The sequence below is a fragment of the Streptococcus sp. HMSC062B01 genome (genome assembly GCF_001811085.1).
Lineage (GTDB): Bacteria > Bacillota > Bacilli > Lactobacillales > Streptococcaceae > Streptococcus > Streptococcus gordonii.
On sequence record NZ_KZ672806.1, the window covers coordinates 252,265 to 267,696 of the forward strand.

The following is a 15,432-nucleotide window of genomic DNA, read 5'->3' on the forward strand; positions in this document are numbered from 1 at the left end:
CTAGCTAATCTATTGTCTTTGCTGATTTCTTTTATTAATAAAGTCTTTTAATTCTTCTAATCGTTCTCTTGTTAGCGATTGAGCAAGAAAAGCATCTTCGTTAACATCTTTGCCTTCATTAAATTCATGCATAGGAACATTATCATACTGCTTTACATTTACTGGTATAAGCTTCCCTTCGCCATAAGTTATAATCTCTATATTACTATCACTAAAAAAAGCTCCATAGTAGTCTTCTCGAACTACTACTGTCTGCCCTTTTTCCTCAAGATAGGCATAATGGCTTACTGGAACATAAATTGTAAAAAGAAAGCCAATTATAGGAGAAACTGCCAACAGCAACAAACCTAAAGCAAGAGCAGGATAAAGAACCCATTTATATCTTTCAATCAATAAATAGAAAGCGAGGAATAAAAAGAGAAAAGCAAGCCACGGACTCAACTGAGGTTTCCACAATATACTGGTGACCAAAAAGAATAAAAGAACCGCTAAAAGTGCCAGATTCCTAGACTTCCATCGATGAGCTACAAGAAGTCCAACAATCAAGAGAATAAGAGCTGGCCACTCTCTACTTAGAATATATAGAAGAAAATAAATCATCTCCCGAGTCTCCCTTTACTTTATTCAAAAATCCCTCAAGTCAAGCTTGAGGGATCCTTACTTCATTCAATCTGAATGAATTATTTTTTCAAGTTGTAGAAAGATTGAAGACCTTTGTATTGAGCAACTTCACCAAGTTGATCTTCGATACGAAGCAATTGGTTGTATTTAGCAATACGGTCTGTACGTGAAAGTGAACCAGTCTTGATTTGACCTGCGTTAGTTGCAACTGCGATGTCAGCGATTGTTGAATCTTCAGTTTCACCTGAACGGTGTGATACAACTGCAGTGTATCCAGCTTCTTTAGCCATTTCAATCGCTTCAAAAGTTTCAGTAAGAGTACCGATTTGGTTAACTTTGATAAGGATTGAGTTAGCAGCACCTTCTTTGATACCACGTGCAAGGTAGTCAGTGTTTGTTACGAAGAAGTCGTCACCAACAAGTTGTACTTTCTTACCAAGACGTTCAGTAAGAGCTTTCCAACCATCCCAGTCATTTTCATCCATACCATCTTCGATAGTGATGATTGGATATTTGTTAACCAACTCTTCAAGGTAGTCGATTTGTTCTGCAGATGTACGAACAGCAGCGCCTTCACCTTCAAATTTAGTGTAGTCGTATACTTTACGTTCTTTATCGTAGAATTCTGATGATGCACAGTCAAATCCGATAAATACGTCTTTACCTGGAACATAACCAGCAGCTTCGATAGCAGCGATGATAGTTTCTACACCATCTTCAGTTCCTTCAAAACGAGGAGCGAATCCACCTTCGTCACCAACGGCAGTTTCCAAACCACGAGATTTAAGAATTTTCTTAAGAGCGTGGAAGATTTCAGCACCGTAACGAAGAGCTTCTTTGAATGTTGGAGCACCAACTGGCAAGATCATGAACTCTTGGAATGCGATTGGAGCATCTGAGTGAGATCCACCATTGATGATGTTCATCATTGGAGTTGGAAGAACTTTAGTGTTGAATCCACCAAGGTAGCTGTAAAGAGGGATTTCAAGGTAGTCAGCAGCAGCACGAGCTACAGCGATAGACACACCAAGGATTGCGTTTGCACCCAATTTACCTTTGTTAGGAGTACCGTCAAGAGCGATCATTGCACGGTCGATAGCTTGTTGGTCACGAACATCGTAACCGATGATAGCTTCAGCGATAACATTGTTTACGTTATCAACTGCTTTTTGTGTACCAAGACCACCGTAACGAGATTTGTCGCCATCACGAAGTTCAACTGCTTCGTGTTCACCTGTAGAAGCTCCTGAAGGAACCATTCCACGTCCGAATGCACCTGATTCAGTATAAACTTCTACTTCAAGTGTTGGGTTACCGCGTGAGTCTAGGACTTCGCGAGCGTAAACATCAGTAATAATTGACATTTCTTACTCTCCTTTGAGTTTTTTTATTTACTCTTCTATCATACTCTAAATAAGCGTTTTTTTCAAGAAAAAATCGTCTCTTAACCTTAAAAAATCTAGATTTATCAAGCAACCGCTTACACTTTGCATGCTTTTTCTATTTTTATGAAATATTATGAAAATAAGTATTTTTGCAGCCCCTACGACTTTATGCTATACTAAACCTATGACAGATATTAATAAAGTAATCATGGAGAAAGCCCAAGGGGGTGCCAAACTTAACCCTGATGAGCAACGTAAATTTTTAGGAACTTTTGAGGAACGAGTACTGGCCTCTTGCTCTATTGAGCAAGCAAACACTTCTCTCGTTCGTAGTCACTTCAAAGAAGTACTCAGCAAAATTGTAGAAGAATATCAGCCTGTCCTAGTCAAAATTTCACCAGAAGTGGAGTCTAGCAATCAAATCTTTTATTTGAAAATATCTAAAGATCTTTGTTGTGAGGCAACAATTGTTTCTGGTGATTACCAAACTTCTCCATTTGGACTCATTATCCACAGTGACCATCTTGTCCAGGTAGATGAGAAAGATATGTACCAACAGTTTGCTAGCTTGTTTCAACCAGTAGAAGAACCTGTAAAGGAAAAGCGAACTATCTGGAAAAAGTGGTTTGGATAAGATGACTAATATAGAGAAACTTTTTGCTTTTTTTGATGCAGAAAATCGGCGAGATTGGCAAACCTATCAGACTTTTCTTTCTGATCAAGTTAGCTGGGAATTACATGGTGACACAATCGAAATCATAAGAGGTAAGGCGGACTACCTAACTAAGATTCAAAAAGTCTACCAAAACAATCCCGTCCAGTTTCGTTGCATTTATTATCAGCTTAATCCCGATCTGAATCAGATTGTGACCATCTTAAAAAATGATTTTGGTGACCTGTCTTGTGACATCTTTTTCTTTGAAAATGGCATGATTGTTAAAGAAATTGAATACCTACTAAAAAAAGCGGACTAGCCGCTTTTTTTCATCTTCAGTAGATTCCCAATATTTCTGGCTGTTCGAATCAAATTTTGCTCCGCCTGCTCTAGTATCTTATCTAAACTATCTGCTCGCGCAATAATCGGAAAAGCTGCCTGGATATTCCCAACTGGGAAATCCGGTAAATCATCTTCCAGACTTCCGCAAATCGCCAGTACAGGGATACCTTCAGGTGTTCGTCTTGCGACCCCAACAGGTGCCTTACCCGCCAAAGACTGACGGTCCATTCGTCCTTCGCCAACGACGACCAAGTCCGCTTTTTTAACTCTGTCATCAAAATCCAGTAAATCTAAACAGGTTTCTATACCCGAAACGATTTTTCCTCCAGCAAAAGCAACCAGTCCTGCAGCCATTCCGCCTCCGGCTCCAGCTCCAGCCATATCAATCACCTGAGGATCAACCAACTGATAGAAATCTGCCATAGCTTGATCCACTTGAGAGAATAATAAGGGTGCTAGACCTTTCTGACCTCCGAAAACAATTGTCGCACCACGCTCACCGCAAAGAGGATTGTCAACATCAGTCAAAATCTCAATCTCAACTTCTTTCAAGAAAGCAGGAACCTGCTTAGCTGATATTCGAGCGACCTTTCCCAAAGACGAGCCAATGGGGCGCAATCTATGATTGCCCACATCGAAAAATTCATAGCCCAATCCAGCTGCCAATCCAATTCCACCGTCGTTACTGGCCGAACCTCCAACACCCACTAAAATTTTTCTGACACCGTCTTCAGCTAGGTACAAAATCAATTCTCCCAATCCTTTGGTCTCTATGGCCAAGGGATTTCGTTTTTCATGAGGAATAGAGGCGAGTCCGACCAAGTCAGCCATCTCAAATAGTGCTTGCTGACCGTTCCTAGCATAAGGCATTTTTACTGGCTGGCCAAAAGGGCCAGTCACAGTGTGGTAAAATTCAGTCCAGCCCAAGGCTGATGTCAGCGCAGCCATTGTCCCCTCGCCCCCGTCACCGACCGGCAGCAAGTCAAAGCTAGCATCTGGCAAGGCCTGAGAAAATCCGTTCTGCAGAGCCTGAGCAACCTGAGCAGCTGATAAACTTTCCTTAAAAGAATCTGGTGCAATTAGGATATGCATACTTCTCTCCTATTCTTTTCTATTGTCTAAAAGATCAATAACCCGATAGAGGTTGCGTTCTTGAATCTGGTAAGGAGCCTGCTCGCGCACGATTGGCTTGGCCATAAAGGCAATTCCCATCCCCGCCGCCTGAATCATAGGCAGATCATTGGCACCATCCCCCATAGCAATCGTTTGATTTAATTCTAAATTGTTTTCAGCTGCCCATGCTTTTAGCATGGCAAGCTTGGTATCCTTAGTGACAATCTCTCCTAAGACTCGGCCTGTCAAAAGACCCTGTTGAATTTCCAAACGATTTGCCTTGACATAGTCAATTCCAAGCTGCTCAGCCAGTCTGTCCACCGTCTCATGAAAACCACCTGACACCAAGCCTACTTTATAACCACGTTTATGCAGCTCCTTGACCAAGTCCTCGGCTCCTGGTGTGAAGTGGATCCTTTCAGCAATTCGAGCAAAAATATCCTCTGGCAGACCTTTTAAAAGGGCGACCCGCTCACGTAAGGCAGCTTCAAAGTCCAACTCTCCTCGCATGGCACGCTCGGTAATGGCCGCAACCTGAGCTCCTACACCCGCTTCCTCTCCTAGCAGGTCAATCCCCTCTTCCATGATTAAGGTGCTGTCTACATCCATGACTAACAAGCCTTTGACTGTTTTCATCTCTTACTCCTTCCGACTTATTAATTATCCTCCCTATTGTTTAAATATCATTAAATCTATTTGAACAGCCTTATCTTTCGATTTCATTAGTATTGAAATCCCATAGATTGTTCCACTAGAGTGTTTTAATCTTATTCGACAGGTAGTATCCTCTGGTAGATCATACTTGTTTTTGAGATGTTTGAAGAGCTCAGAGTGATTTTCTGGCTTGTAGATGATATCACGAAGCTCTGTTTCTGCACTCTTAAAAGTCTCTTTCACATCTAAAGATTCAAAATAATTTCTTTGAACAACTAAGTTAAGAATCTCTTCATCAAATAAAGGACTTATCTCTGAGCTGTAAGTTAGTTTGCCGTTAGAATAAGTAACAGGAACACTCTCTTTATTATCCCCTATCTTTATTATATAGTCACCTTTAATGTCAGATTGGGTAGTATCTAATCTAATCTCATAATCTTTCACTTCGTCTCCGTCTTTAATATAAACACTACTTGTATAAAGTTTTAATCCAGTAAAATCCTTTTTCTCTTGTTCTAAAAACTTAAACATCGGTTCAAAAGTGCCTTCAAAATCATACTGTTCTCTTGTTCTGTTTTTTGGAATAGTATAATCATCCAAACGCCAACCATTCATCAATGCTATCGATAAAACGGCTACACCTCCGAGAATAATGAGAGTAATATATTTTTTAATCTTTTTCATTTCTTTTATAGACTTTCCACTTTCATTTGTCCCTCTATTATAACATAAGAGCCTTTTTGCTGAGAATGAAAAAAGTTCCCGAAGGAACTTCTTTTAAAAACGAATATTTTCACGGGTTTTCTCATAAGATGTAACAAAACGGCTTGTTACGCCAGGCTCAACAACTTCGAGAGCTTGAGAAATCACTTCGAATGAACTTTCGTAATCGAATTGATTTTCAAAGATATCCAAAGCTTTATTAAAAGCTTCCTGAATACTTTGATCAAAGGAACGATAACGATTAGAATACTGAAGAAGCTGTTCTGTCAAAGTTGCGTACTGAACAATCTGATAGGTTTCAGTTTCCAAATCATGAATGTCATTTGTAACATTTTCAAGTAACAAATTAACATTGTCAATATTTACTCGCAATTGCTCCAACTCTGTAAGCAAGGCCTCTGTATGATCACTGGCTGTAAAGAAGAGACTTAAGAAACTCTTTGGAATTCCTGGTAAATTGCGTTTTTCCATATAGCGCTTAATTGTGTGAAGCTTATTGATGTAGATGTTGACTTTTTGACGAGCATTGTCATCATCTTTTTCAATTCTCTCTAGACGCTCACCAAGAGTGATTTGTTCGTCTTCAATTTCTTTCAAGCGCTCTTGAGTTGCTTCAAGTGCTTCCTGAGTTAACGAATAAGCTTGTTTATTTTCAGCTGAGTCCTCTACAGTAGCTAAAACAACTGCCTCTAATCCAGACAATTCACTTTGTAAATCACGAACCTTCTCATCTTCTTCATCAGATAGAAGATACATCTTAGACAAACGATCCAACTCACTTTGAAGGTGTTGGTTGTTTTCTTTTGTATGTTTCAAATAAGCTGGTAAGTTTTCTTGTAATTTTTCAACAACTTTTTGAGCAGCAATCTCTCGCGTAAAGATGTCATACAAAGCATTGATTTCTTCTTGAATTTGAGTATTTTCATATTGGGCATTATCCAACTCCAAAGCAGCAATATTCTCATAGTTTTGAGTGATATTAGAATGGAGTTGTGAGAAGCGAGACTCGATATCCGTTTCAACAAAATGATATCCAGCTTCCACCAATTTCCGATAACCAGATTCAAGATCTTCCAGCTGGTCTGGTAAAACTTCTCTTAGTTCAGTGACAATACTTGGCACCTTATCAACAATATGAGTTAAAGCAAGGATATGGTTCTCAGTTTTATCCAAAATATCCGCAGCTTCTACTGGGTCCCCAGAAGAATTAAGGGTAACAAATTGGGAGAACTCTGATTCAATATTTTGCAATTGCTTTTGAATCTCTTGAACTGCTGGTCCATACTTTTCAGTGTCTTCAGCTACTTTAACTTGTAGATTTTCAAACAATTCCAAAGCATGGAGAACACGTCCGCTATTTTTAGCTTCTTGCTTTTCTAAGTCAGCTAAGGCCTCACGGATTAACTCAATATCTTCTTCAACCAGATTAATCTGACTTTCAATGTTATCAATCGCATGCTTTGCCTTTAGAAAGCGAAAGGAATTGTTATAACCTTCTGCTTCAAAGATATTATTTTCAATATCTGCAAAAGAATTAAGGGAAAGATCAACCCATTTTTGATTCCACTCACGGAAAGTCACCTGACTTTGACCGATGAGATGCATATTCTTAATCGCCTCTACTTCATCATTCACAGGAAGATTATATAGTTTCTCTTTGCGTTCTTCCAAACTATCAAGTAGAGTCTCATTTCTCTTTCTTAGGACAACAGCAGCTACATAAGCAAGAATTAAAGCTACTGCAATCACTATGATTAGAATAATTAGTCCGTTAGACATATAAAACTCCTTCGTATTATTACTTGAGAATAAACATAATGATTATATCATAATTTCATTAGTCTTGTATATAATTTCTTCATTTCTATACATCTAATGTACTGTAAACAGCATTTTCTTCGATAAATTCGCGACGTGGTTCTACCCTATCTCCCATCAGCATATCAAAGATCTTGTCTGCTTCTGCAGCATCGTCAACTGAAACACGCGCCATCAAGCGGTGTTCTGGATCCATGGTTGTTTCCCATAGTTGGTGATCATCCATTTCTCCCAAACCTTTATAACGTTGAATTGAAGGCTTAGAGCGACCTTCACTATACCTAGCTAAGGCTTCTTGAAGTTTTATTTCTTGATCAGCACCTGGCTGAATATATTCTTTTACTTCACTTCCGACCTTAACACCATAGATAGGGGGCTGAGCGATGTAAACATAGCCTGCTTCCAAAACTGGCTTCATATAGCGATAAATCAAAGTCAAAAGCAAGGTACGAATATGAGCTCCATCGACATCGGCATCAGTCATGATAACCAATTTTTGATAACGACACTTGCTAATATCAAAATCAGCACCAAAACCAGTTCCCATAGCTGTGAAAAGGCTCCGGATTTCCTCATTGGCCAATATTTTATCCATGCTGGCCTTCTCAACATTGAGAATCTTACCTCGAATAGGCAAGATTGCCTGAAATTCACGGTTCCGTCCTGACTTAGCTGAACCTCCAGCCGAGTCTCCCTCTACGATAAAGAGTTCTGTTTCAGCAGGATTATTTGACGAACAATCCGCCAGTTTACCTGGCAAATTCGAAATTTCTAGACCAGATTTCTTACGGGTTACTTCTCTCGCTCTTTTTGCAGCTATTCTAGCTTTTGAAGCTAAAATTCCTTTTTCGACAATCTTCTTAGCAACTGCAGGATTTTCTAAAAGAAAATCTGAGAACGCTTCGCTAAATAGACGGTTGGTAATTTTAACAACTTCGCTATTTCCCAGTTTGGTCTTGGTTTGTCCTTCAAACTGAGGATTTGGGTGTTTAACAGAGATAACTGCTGTCAAGCCTTCTCGAACGTCTTCACCTGTGAGATTATCTTCGTTTTCTTTGAGAAGTTTATTCTTCTTAGCGTAATCATTGATGACTCGAGTTAGGGCTGTACGGAAACCTTGCTCATGTGTCCCACCTTCATGTGTGTGGATATTATTAGCAAAACTCATCACCGTTTCATGGTAGCCTGTCGTATACTGCATAGCTACTTCCACGGTTATATCTTCCATTTCTCCATCTGTATAAATAGGATTGTCGAAGATTACTTCCTTATTTTCATTGATGTACTGGACATAACTAGCAATCCCACCTTCGTAATGATAGTCTTTGCTTTGTTCCATACCATCTCGTTTATCGGTAATTGAGATAGACAAGCCTCGATTGAGAAAGGCAAGTTCTTGGATCCGTTTATTGAGTTTTTCAAAATCAAATTCAACAGTCTCGGTGAAGATTTCTGGGTCTGGCGTAAAATGAACCGTTGTACCTGTACGATCTGTATCACCGATCACTTTCAAATCAGCCACGACCTGGCCACGAGTGTATTCTTGGAAGTGAATTTGACCATTTTTATATACTTTAACATCTAGTTGGGTGGATAAAGCATTTACAACAGAAGAACCTACACCGTGAAGACCTCCTGAAACCTTGTAGCCGCCACCGCCAAATTTCCCTCCAGCGTGAAGGACCGTAAAGACAGTTTCAACAGCAGGACGACCAGTTTTTTCCTGGATATCAACTGGAATACCACGTCCATCATCGACAACTGTAATAGAATTGTCTTTTTCGATAAAGACTTGAATATGACTAGCAAAACCAGCCAAGGCTTCGTCGATAGAGTTATCAACGATTTCCCATACCAAATGGTGCAGACCTTCTTTAGAAGTTGATCCAATATACATACCCGGACGCATACGAACTGCTTCAAGTCCTTCAAGGACCTGAATCTGGCTGGCATCATATTCTTGAGATTGGATGTCTTGTTGCTTTTCTTCTGTCATTTTATTCCTTTTCTGTATTTAAATGTAAATAATTCTTTAGATTTTCCATGCTATCAAAAAGATAAGTAGCAAAACCTGCAGCTTGACCAGCCTCTATATCTAATGGGCGATCACCAATAACTAAGCAGGAGCTAATCTGGTACTTTTCCTTAAGATAATTCATGGATTCTGGGTCTGGTTTCCTCTTAAAACCATTATCAGCTGTGACAATTTCTGTAAAGAGGGATTCAATTCCTGTTTTAGAGATAATTTCTAAAACCTGATTGTCCCGGTGGGAGACTAAAAAGTTTCTGCCACCTTGCTCAATTATAGTCTCTAGTAGCTCTTTTGCTCCGTCAAATAAAACAGGATGCTGAAGTTCCTTAGCTTCATTGGCCTTGTAAGACCTCAAAAAATCGTTCACTCCCGGTGCAAACTGTTGTACTGCATAATCCGTTGACACTTTTAAAGCTTGATATACTTCATCATGGCTGGATTCTATGCCTAATGACGCTAAGGTTCGTACAAAAGCAGCTGTGGAAGTTTCATAATTATCGAGAAGCGTACCGCCTAAATCCCAGATATAATCTTGATAATCCATAGCTTTTATTATACCATATTTTTCCTGAAAAAGCGCTAATATTGGTCAAATATACTGTTAAGAATCCTTTTAATCCAAATAAAAATAAAGAATCAATTTCGCATTTATTTTTTAAACACAAAAACCCACTTATTGATAAATGGGTTTTCTAGTTTATTTTCCAAAAACATCTGTATATAGCATACCCTGGCGTAAAGAATCCGCATCACCACCTAGCTTCTCCACTATGACATAAGCAAAAGCAAGCGCAGTTGAGGGACCTCGACTTGTAATAAGTTTGCCATCAGTGACCACTGTCTCCTTCAGGTAATTCCCGCTCTTAATGCTCTCCTCAACGCCATCATAACAGGTGAATTTTTTATTCTCCAGTACTCCTGCTTTTTCAAGTGCTATGGGAGCGGCACAGATTGCAGCAATCCACTTATCTTCTACCTGCATCTTAGCTAGAGCTTTCATTAGGTCCTGATCATCTCTAAGATTAGCAGATCCAGGCATTCCACCCGGCAAAACAACCATGTCATAATCATCTAAATCTCCTTGCCACAATCGGTCAGCTTGAACACTGATTCCATGAGAACCTGTCACTGCTTGCTCAAATCCAAGCATATGACAGGTAATATTGGCCCGACGCAAAACATCCACAACCGTGAGAGCTTCTATTTCTTCAAAACCATTAGCTAGTATAACAGCAACTTTCGTCATGTATTCTATCCTCCTATTTTAATTTTTTCAAAATAATTTTCTTTCGTCTTCTAGAATATCCTGTCTGTTGCTCTTCTAAAAGATTATTTTGATAACTAACAGAAAGCAAGAGACCTACTCCAATTAGGTTACTGATAATAGAGGAGCCTCCTTGGGAAATAAAGGGCAGGGGAATTCCTGTTAAAGGAAGTAAGCCCGTCACAGCTCCAATATTTTCAAAAATATGAAAAATCAGCATCATAGTGAGACCAGTAGAAATGTAGGTATAAAATTGATTATTCGATTTCAGAGTAATCCTTAACATGCGATAAATAAGCAAAAGGTAGAGGGCAATCAGGAAGATCGAGCCCATAAAACCAAAGTCTTCCGCAATGACCGTAAAGATCATATCACTTTCTCGCACCGGCACTAATAAATTGGATACATTAAAACCTTGCCCCCAGATTCCACCGCTACCAATAGCAATCTGGCCCTGAGCTTGTTGATAAGTAGTTGTTTGGGCATATTCAAAAGGATGAAGCCATGCTAAAATCCGATTAATTTGGTAAGTCGGCATGCCTAGATTGTGAAGAAATGCCCTACCACCTTCCCAGGTAAAAATTAGCATAAAAGCTAGAAAAAGTGAAACGCCCGTTAGAAAGATAGGAAGAATAATTTTCCAAGAGACTCCAGATAAGAGTACAATTCCTGAAAAAATAGCCATAAAAACAAGAGCCGTCCCCAAGTCACTCTGTAAGGTCAGCAAAATCAAGACTGGCACTGTATAGAGAAAGAGCTCTAAAATCAATAGCCAATCCATTTTAATCGTCCTAATCTTGTCTTTATTTCGTTGACTGAATTGAACAACTGAACGCGATAAGATCAGAATATAAGAGATTTTCATAAACTCCGACGGCTGGAAGAGAGTCGTACCACCAATAGTTACCCAGTTTTTAGCTCCTGTCGAAGCAACAAGAGACGGGCTATAAAAGACCAAGGGTAGAACCATGAGACCTAAACCAAAAACGTAGAGAAGGGGAGTTATCTTCCAAAGAAATTTGGTGTTAAAAAACATGACGACAAAACTAATCACAATCCCTAAAGCTATCCAAGCAATTTGCTGTCCAACTATTGCCCAGGCACTAGCAGGGTAGTCATGATTCACTGCTATATAAATGGCCATGATCCCAAAAATCAATAAACAAATAACTGGTAAAATTAAACTATAATCCACTCGCGAATCAATCGAGGGTTTAAAATAAGACATACTCACTCCTATCTAGAAAAAATACTGAATAATCAAGCTAGATACTGCAACAACAAACCAAGCAAAGGCACCAGTTAAAAGTGGAGCTGCTCCCGCTTGTTTAAACTGGGCAAAAGAGACCCGAGAGCCTATCCCTGCCAAAGCCATTGCCATCAACCATTGAGATAGAATTTTTGTAAAGGAAATAAAGGAAGCAGGTAAAACACCCGTACTACTAATCAGAGATGCACAGACAAACCATAAAATAAACCAAGGGAAAATTTTCTTTAAATCTACTTTTTGTTTAGATGACTGGGACTTAATATAGCGAACACCTGCAAAAATGAGACAAGCTGGCACAATCATTAGAGCTCGACTTAATTTAACAATAGTTGCCAAATCACCAGCAGTCTGTCCATAGGTATAGCCAGCAGCTACTACAGACGAAGTATCATTGATAGCTGTTCCTGCCCAGGTTCCAAAAGTCTCGGCTGACATCTGCATAAGATGTCCAAGAAAAGGGAAAATGAAAACTGCCAAAATATTGAAGAAGAAAATAGTTGAAATCGAAAGAGCAATTTCTTCTTCTTTAGCCTCCAAAATCGGTGAAGCCGCCGCAATAGCAGAACCACCACAAATAGCTGTTCCAAAACCAATCAACAAGGTCAAGACTCGTCCCATTCCCAAAAAACGCCCAATAAGATAAGCGGATAAAAAGGCTAGTAAAATCGTAAGAATACTGATTTTTAAAGATGATAAGCCTGTTGCAGAAACTTTTGAAATAGAGAGACTAAAACCCAGTAAGATAATGGAATACTGCAAGAGTTTCTTACCCGAAAAAGCCAAACCAGGATGAAATTTCTGAGGAATTTTCCAAAAATGATTCAACAGAATACCAAGTAAAATTGCAAATACACTGGAGCCAAACAAAGGAAAAGCTTTGCCTAAACAGGTAGCAATCGTAGCTATGACTAATGATAAACCCAAACCTGGAATGTATTTTTTAAACATGATTAATCAGAACCTTCTTCTTTTTTCAATGTTTCTATTATAGCAAAATTTAAGTACTTGAGTCAGAGGATTATTTGGAGAAATTTTATCTTTCTTCAAAATTTTGCACCCATTCACTAGTTCTTCTTTTTAACAGTTTTATTTTTAAAATAAAATCTCATATCTTGCAGAATCTGCTCAAAAGAAGACTGCTCAATTGGTGCTGTCTTCGTCAAGACTCCTCTAATCTGGCGACTATATCGCTTGGTATAGACACGATTATCCAAGATAAGAACAGCAGACTGCTGTTTGCGATGTCGTACTGTTCGCCCCAAAGCTTGTTTCAAGCGTAAAATCGCAACTGGCAAGCCATAATCATAAAAGGGGTTTTTCCCTTCAAGACGAAGCCGACGATTCATCTTTTGCGTGAAAACATTTTGCGGATTGTCAAAAGGTAGACGTGTAATGATTTGAATCATTTTATCCTGACTAGAAAAGTCCGTTCCTTCCCAGAAACTACCTGTCCCCAGTAATATTGGAGCTTCTCCTCGATCAAAGCGACGTTTAATGTTACTAGCATCTCCATTCTTATACTGAGCTAAATGCTGCAAAGACAAGTTTTCTGATACTTCTAACAAGAGCTCCTTAGAAGTAAACAGAACCAAAATCGGAAGGTTTAAGCTGGATAAACTTTCAATCCTCTCAGCAATCAATCGGGCATGCTGAGAAAGTGGCAAATCAACCAAGTCCGGAAAGTCTTTATCCACCCAAATTCTCTGCTGGTGATAATTCTTAGCTGGCAAATGATAAAATTGATAGGCTTGAAAGCCAAGTAGCTGAGCTAGATTCACCTTTCGGCTGATTTCCAAGGTTGCAGATATGAAAAAGAGCTGGACCCTTTCAGGCAGAAAATCCTGAAAATTCATTAAAGATAATCTAGCAGCATGAAGACTAGTTACTCGATGTTGTTCAAAATATTCATCTTCCAACCAAAATTGTTCATACCTTTGATCCAAAATCTCACGCAATTCTGGAAGATAGTGAGCTGGAAGCTCAGACAGATCCTGTCTTAGCTTAAGCAAGGTTTTCTCCCTTACTTCACTCACTCTTTCGTTATGAAAAACTTCCACTAACTGTGCTAACTCAAACTGCAGACTTTCAAGTAGACGTTGTTCCAGCAGGAAATCGGCATGAGGAATTTCTTGCTGAATTGTCTGCAGTAGCTGATTCATCTTGAGAGCTTTCTGAGAAAAGCTTTCTAAAGCCAAAAAGAGCTTCTGAGCTTCATCTACTACTAAAATACGTCCCTCAATCAAACTTTTATCATCTTCTAATCGAGTGAGCAGGTAGGCATGATTAGTCAATAATACTCTGCTCTCCCGCGCTTTTTCCTGACCAATTTGCCAAAAATCCACACCGTAAAACAAAGATTTTTTGCTCAATTGGCCGTCATGTCCTATCTCCTCAAAAAAAGCTTGGTAACGATGAGCTTGACCAATTTCTTCTAAGTCTCCTGTTTTAGTTTCAGTAAGCCAAACTAAAAGTTGCATCTTGCAACGGTTAAGCAAGCGATTATCATCCAATCGCTCTAAACTCAGGTAAAAAGTATCCAACTTGATATAGGATTTTGGACTTTTCAAACTATGAAAGGCCACTTGAAAAACTTCTTCAATCGCTCTTCCTTCTCCAATTGCAATTTGATCCTGCAAAATCTTAGTCGGTACACTGACTACGATCTTTTCCTGACAATGTGCTAAAAGAGGTAGCAGATAACCATAGGTCTTTCCTAAGCCAGCCTGGGCTTGCAAGAAATTAGGTAAAGGATTTTTTATGGCCTCTTCTATGAGAGAAGCAAACTTTTGCTGTTCAGGTCTCTCTTCTAATCCAAGCAAAGAAATATTCTTAGCAAAATCATTGGATAAATACCTTTCTTTGCCAACCTTAGCCTGCTTTTTTAGATAAATACCGTGACAATCAAGCCAGTCACAAGCTCTTCCATCTGGCATCTTCTCAAAACAGTCTTCCAGCACCAAGCGGGACTCATAAATCAAGCTGTCAGACAAGACAAGAAGGCGTTCTAGTAAGGGCTTGGGTAGACTTTGAATTTTTTCTTGGATTTTTAAAAATAGTAGGGCTGTCGCCATAGCATCTGAAATAGCCGTATGGGCTTGTTCCAAAGGAATTTCCAGCAGTTCACAGAGACTGGAGAGTCCATATTTTTCATAAGTTGGAAACACGACTTGAGCCAACTCTACAGTATCGACACGAGGAGACAATAAGTCAAAACCTTCCCAAAAAAGCGATTCTGCTAATAAATTTGCATCGAATTTAACATTATGGGCTACAAAGACAGCATCTTCAATCAATTCATAGATCTCACGAGCCACTTGCGAAAAGTCTGGAGCTTGACTCAAGCGCTGATCAGACAAACCTGTCAGCTGTTTGATATGTTCTTCTAAAGCCTCATGAGGATTAATATCTGTTTGATAGGTCTGCTTAATCTCTCCATTTTCTAGAATGACAATTCCTACTTGAATAATTTTTGCGGTGCTACCTGTTCCTGTCGCTTCTAAATCGACAATAGCATACTTCATATTTTTTCGTTTCATCTTATCAAAATTATACCAT

14 protein-coding genes are annotated in these 15,432 nt (G+C 39.2%); 2 read left to right on the forward strand and 12 right to left on the reverse strand.

Annotated features, from left to right (window positions below; genetic code table 11):
• Nucleotides 1-9: 9 nt before the first annotated feature.
• Both HMPREF2780_RS10015 and eno read right to left on the reverse strand, forming a co-directional pair.
• Nucleotides 10-600, reverse strand: a complete 591-nt coding sequence (locus HMPREF2780_RS10015; RefSeq protein ID WP_061596644.1) for a hypothetical protein — start codon at nucleotides 598-600, stop codon at nucleotides 10-12.
• A gap of 80 nt (nucleotides 601-680) precedes the next feature.
• Complete coding sequence (gene eno / locus HMPREF2780_RS10020; RefSeq protein WP_045503682.1) at nucleotides 681-1,985, reverse strand: surface-displayed alpha-enolase; 1,305 nt, start codon at nucleotides 1,983-1,985, stop codon at nucleotides 681-683.
• Nucleotides 1,986-2,190: 205 nt separating this feature from the next.
• On the opposite strand from eno, the gene HMPREF2780_RS10025 reads away from it, so the two are divergent.
• Nucleotides 2,191-2,640 (forward strand): DUF1694 domain-containing protein, encoded by a 450-nt coding sequence (locus HMPREF2780_RS10025; RefSeq protein ID WP_082307791.1) that lies wholly within the window; start codon nucleotides 2,191-2,193, stop codon nucleotides 2,638-2,640.
• Nucleotide 2,641: 1 nt separating this feature from the next.
• Nucleotides 2,642-2,980 (forward strand): nuclear transport factor 2-like protein, encoded by a 339-nt coding sequence (locus tag HMPREF2780_RS10030; RefSeq protein ID WP_082307792.1) that lies wholly within the window; start codon nucleotides 2,642-2,644, stop codon nucleotides 2,978-2,980.
• Here the strand turns inward: HMPREF2780_RS10030 and HMPREF2780_RS10035 are convergent.
• The 10 genes from HMPREF2780_RS10035 to HMPREF2780_RS10080 form a co-directional block, all read right to left on the reverse strand.
• Nucleotides 2,977-4,095: a glycerate kinase gene (locus HMPREF2780_RS10035; protein WP_105026562.1), complete on the reverse strand. Its 1,119-nt coding sequence runs from the start codon at nucleotides 4,093-4,095 to the stop codon at nucleotides 2,977-2,979. The genes HMPREF2780_RS10030 and HMPREF2780_RS10035 overlap by 4 nt on opposite strands.
• 9 nt (nucleotides 4,096-4,104) lie before the next feature.
• Nucleotides 4,105-4,752: a phosphoserine phosphatase SerB gene (serB, locus tag HMPREF2780_RS10040; protein WP_082307534.1), complete on the reverse strand. Its 648-nt coding sequence runs from the start codon at nucleotides 4,750-4,752 to the stop codon at nucleotides 4,105-4,107.
• A gap of 33 nt (nucleotides 4,753-4,785) precedes the next feature.
• Nucleotides 4,786-5,454, reverse strand: coding sequence for a hypothetical protein (locus HMPREF2780_RS10045; protein WP_082307533.1), 669 nt, complete (start codon nucleotides 5,452-5,454; stop codon nucleotides 4,786-4,788).
• 93 nt (nucleotides 5,455-5,547) lie between these two features.
• Complete coding sequence (gene ezrA / locus HMPREF2780_RS10050; RefSeq protein WP_105026563.1) at nucleotides 5,548-7,272, reverse strand: septation ring formation regulator EzrA; 1,725 nt, start codon at nucleotides 7,270-7,272, stop codon at nucleotides 5,548-5,550.
• Between the two features lie 85 nt (nucleotides 7,273-7,357).
• Entirely contained in the window at nucleotides 7,358-9,307 is a 1,950-nt protein-coding gene (gyrB, locus tag HMPREF2780_RS10055; RefSeq protein ID WP_008809371.1) for a DNA topoisomerase (ATP-hydrolyzing) subunit B, read from the reverse strand.
• A 1-nt stretch (nucleotide 9,308) separates the two neighbouring features.
• Nucleotides 9,309-9,887: an HAD family hydrolase gene (locus HMPREF2780_RS10060; RefSeq protein ID WP_045773226.1), complete on the reverse strand. Its 579-nt coding sequence runs from the start codon at nucleotides 9,885-9,887 to the stop codon at nucleotides 9,309-9,311.
• A gap of 153 nt (nucleotides 9,888-10,040) precedes the next feature.
• Nucleotides 10,041-10,589: a DJ-1 family glyoxalase III gene (locus tag HMPREF2780_RS10065; RefSeq protein ID WP_105026564.1), complete on the reverse strand. Its 549-nt coding sequence runs from the start codon at nucleotides 10,587-10,589 to the stop codon at nucleotides 10,041-10,043.
• A gap of 13 nt (nucleotides 10,590-10,602) precedes the next feature.
• Nucleotides 10,603-11,835 carry an FtsW/RodA/SpoVE family cell cycle protein gene (locus HMPREF2780_RS10070; protein WP_045503701.1) on the reverse strand — a complete coding sequence of 411 codons (1,233 nt, stop codon included), beginning with the start codon at nucleotides 11,833-11,835 and terminating at the stop codon, nucleotides 10,603-10,605.
• Nucleotides 11,836-11,847: 12 nt separating this feature from the next.
• Nucleotides 11,848-12,825 carry a YeiH family protein gene (locus HMPREF2780_RS10075; protein ID WP_061596647.1) on the reverse strand — a complete coding sequence of 326 codons (978 nt, stop codon included), beginning with the start codon at nucleotides 12,823-12,825 and terminating at the stop codon, nucleotides 11,848-11,850.
• A 116-nt stretch (nucleotides 12,826-12,941) separates the two neighbouring features.
• A complete protein-coding gene (locus HMPREF2780_RS10080; protein ID WP_061596649.1) occupies nucleotides 12,942-15,413 on the reverse strand; it encodes a bifunctional DnaQ family exonuclease/ATP-dependent helicase in 2,472 nt (823 codons plus the stop codon).
• Between the last annotated feature and the right edge of the window lie 19 nt (nucleotides 15,414-15,432).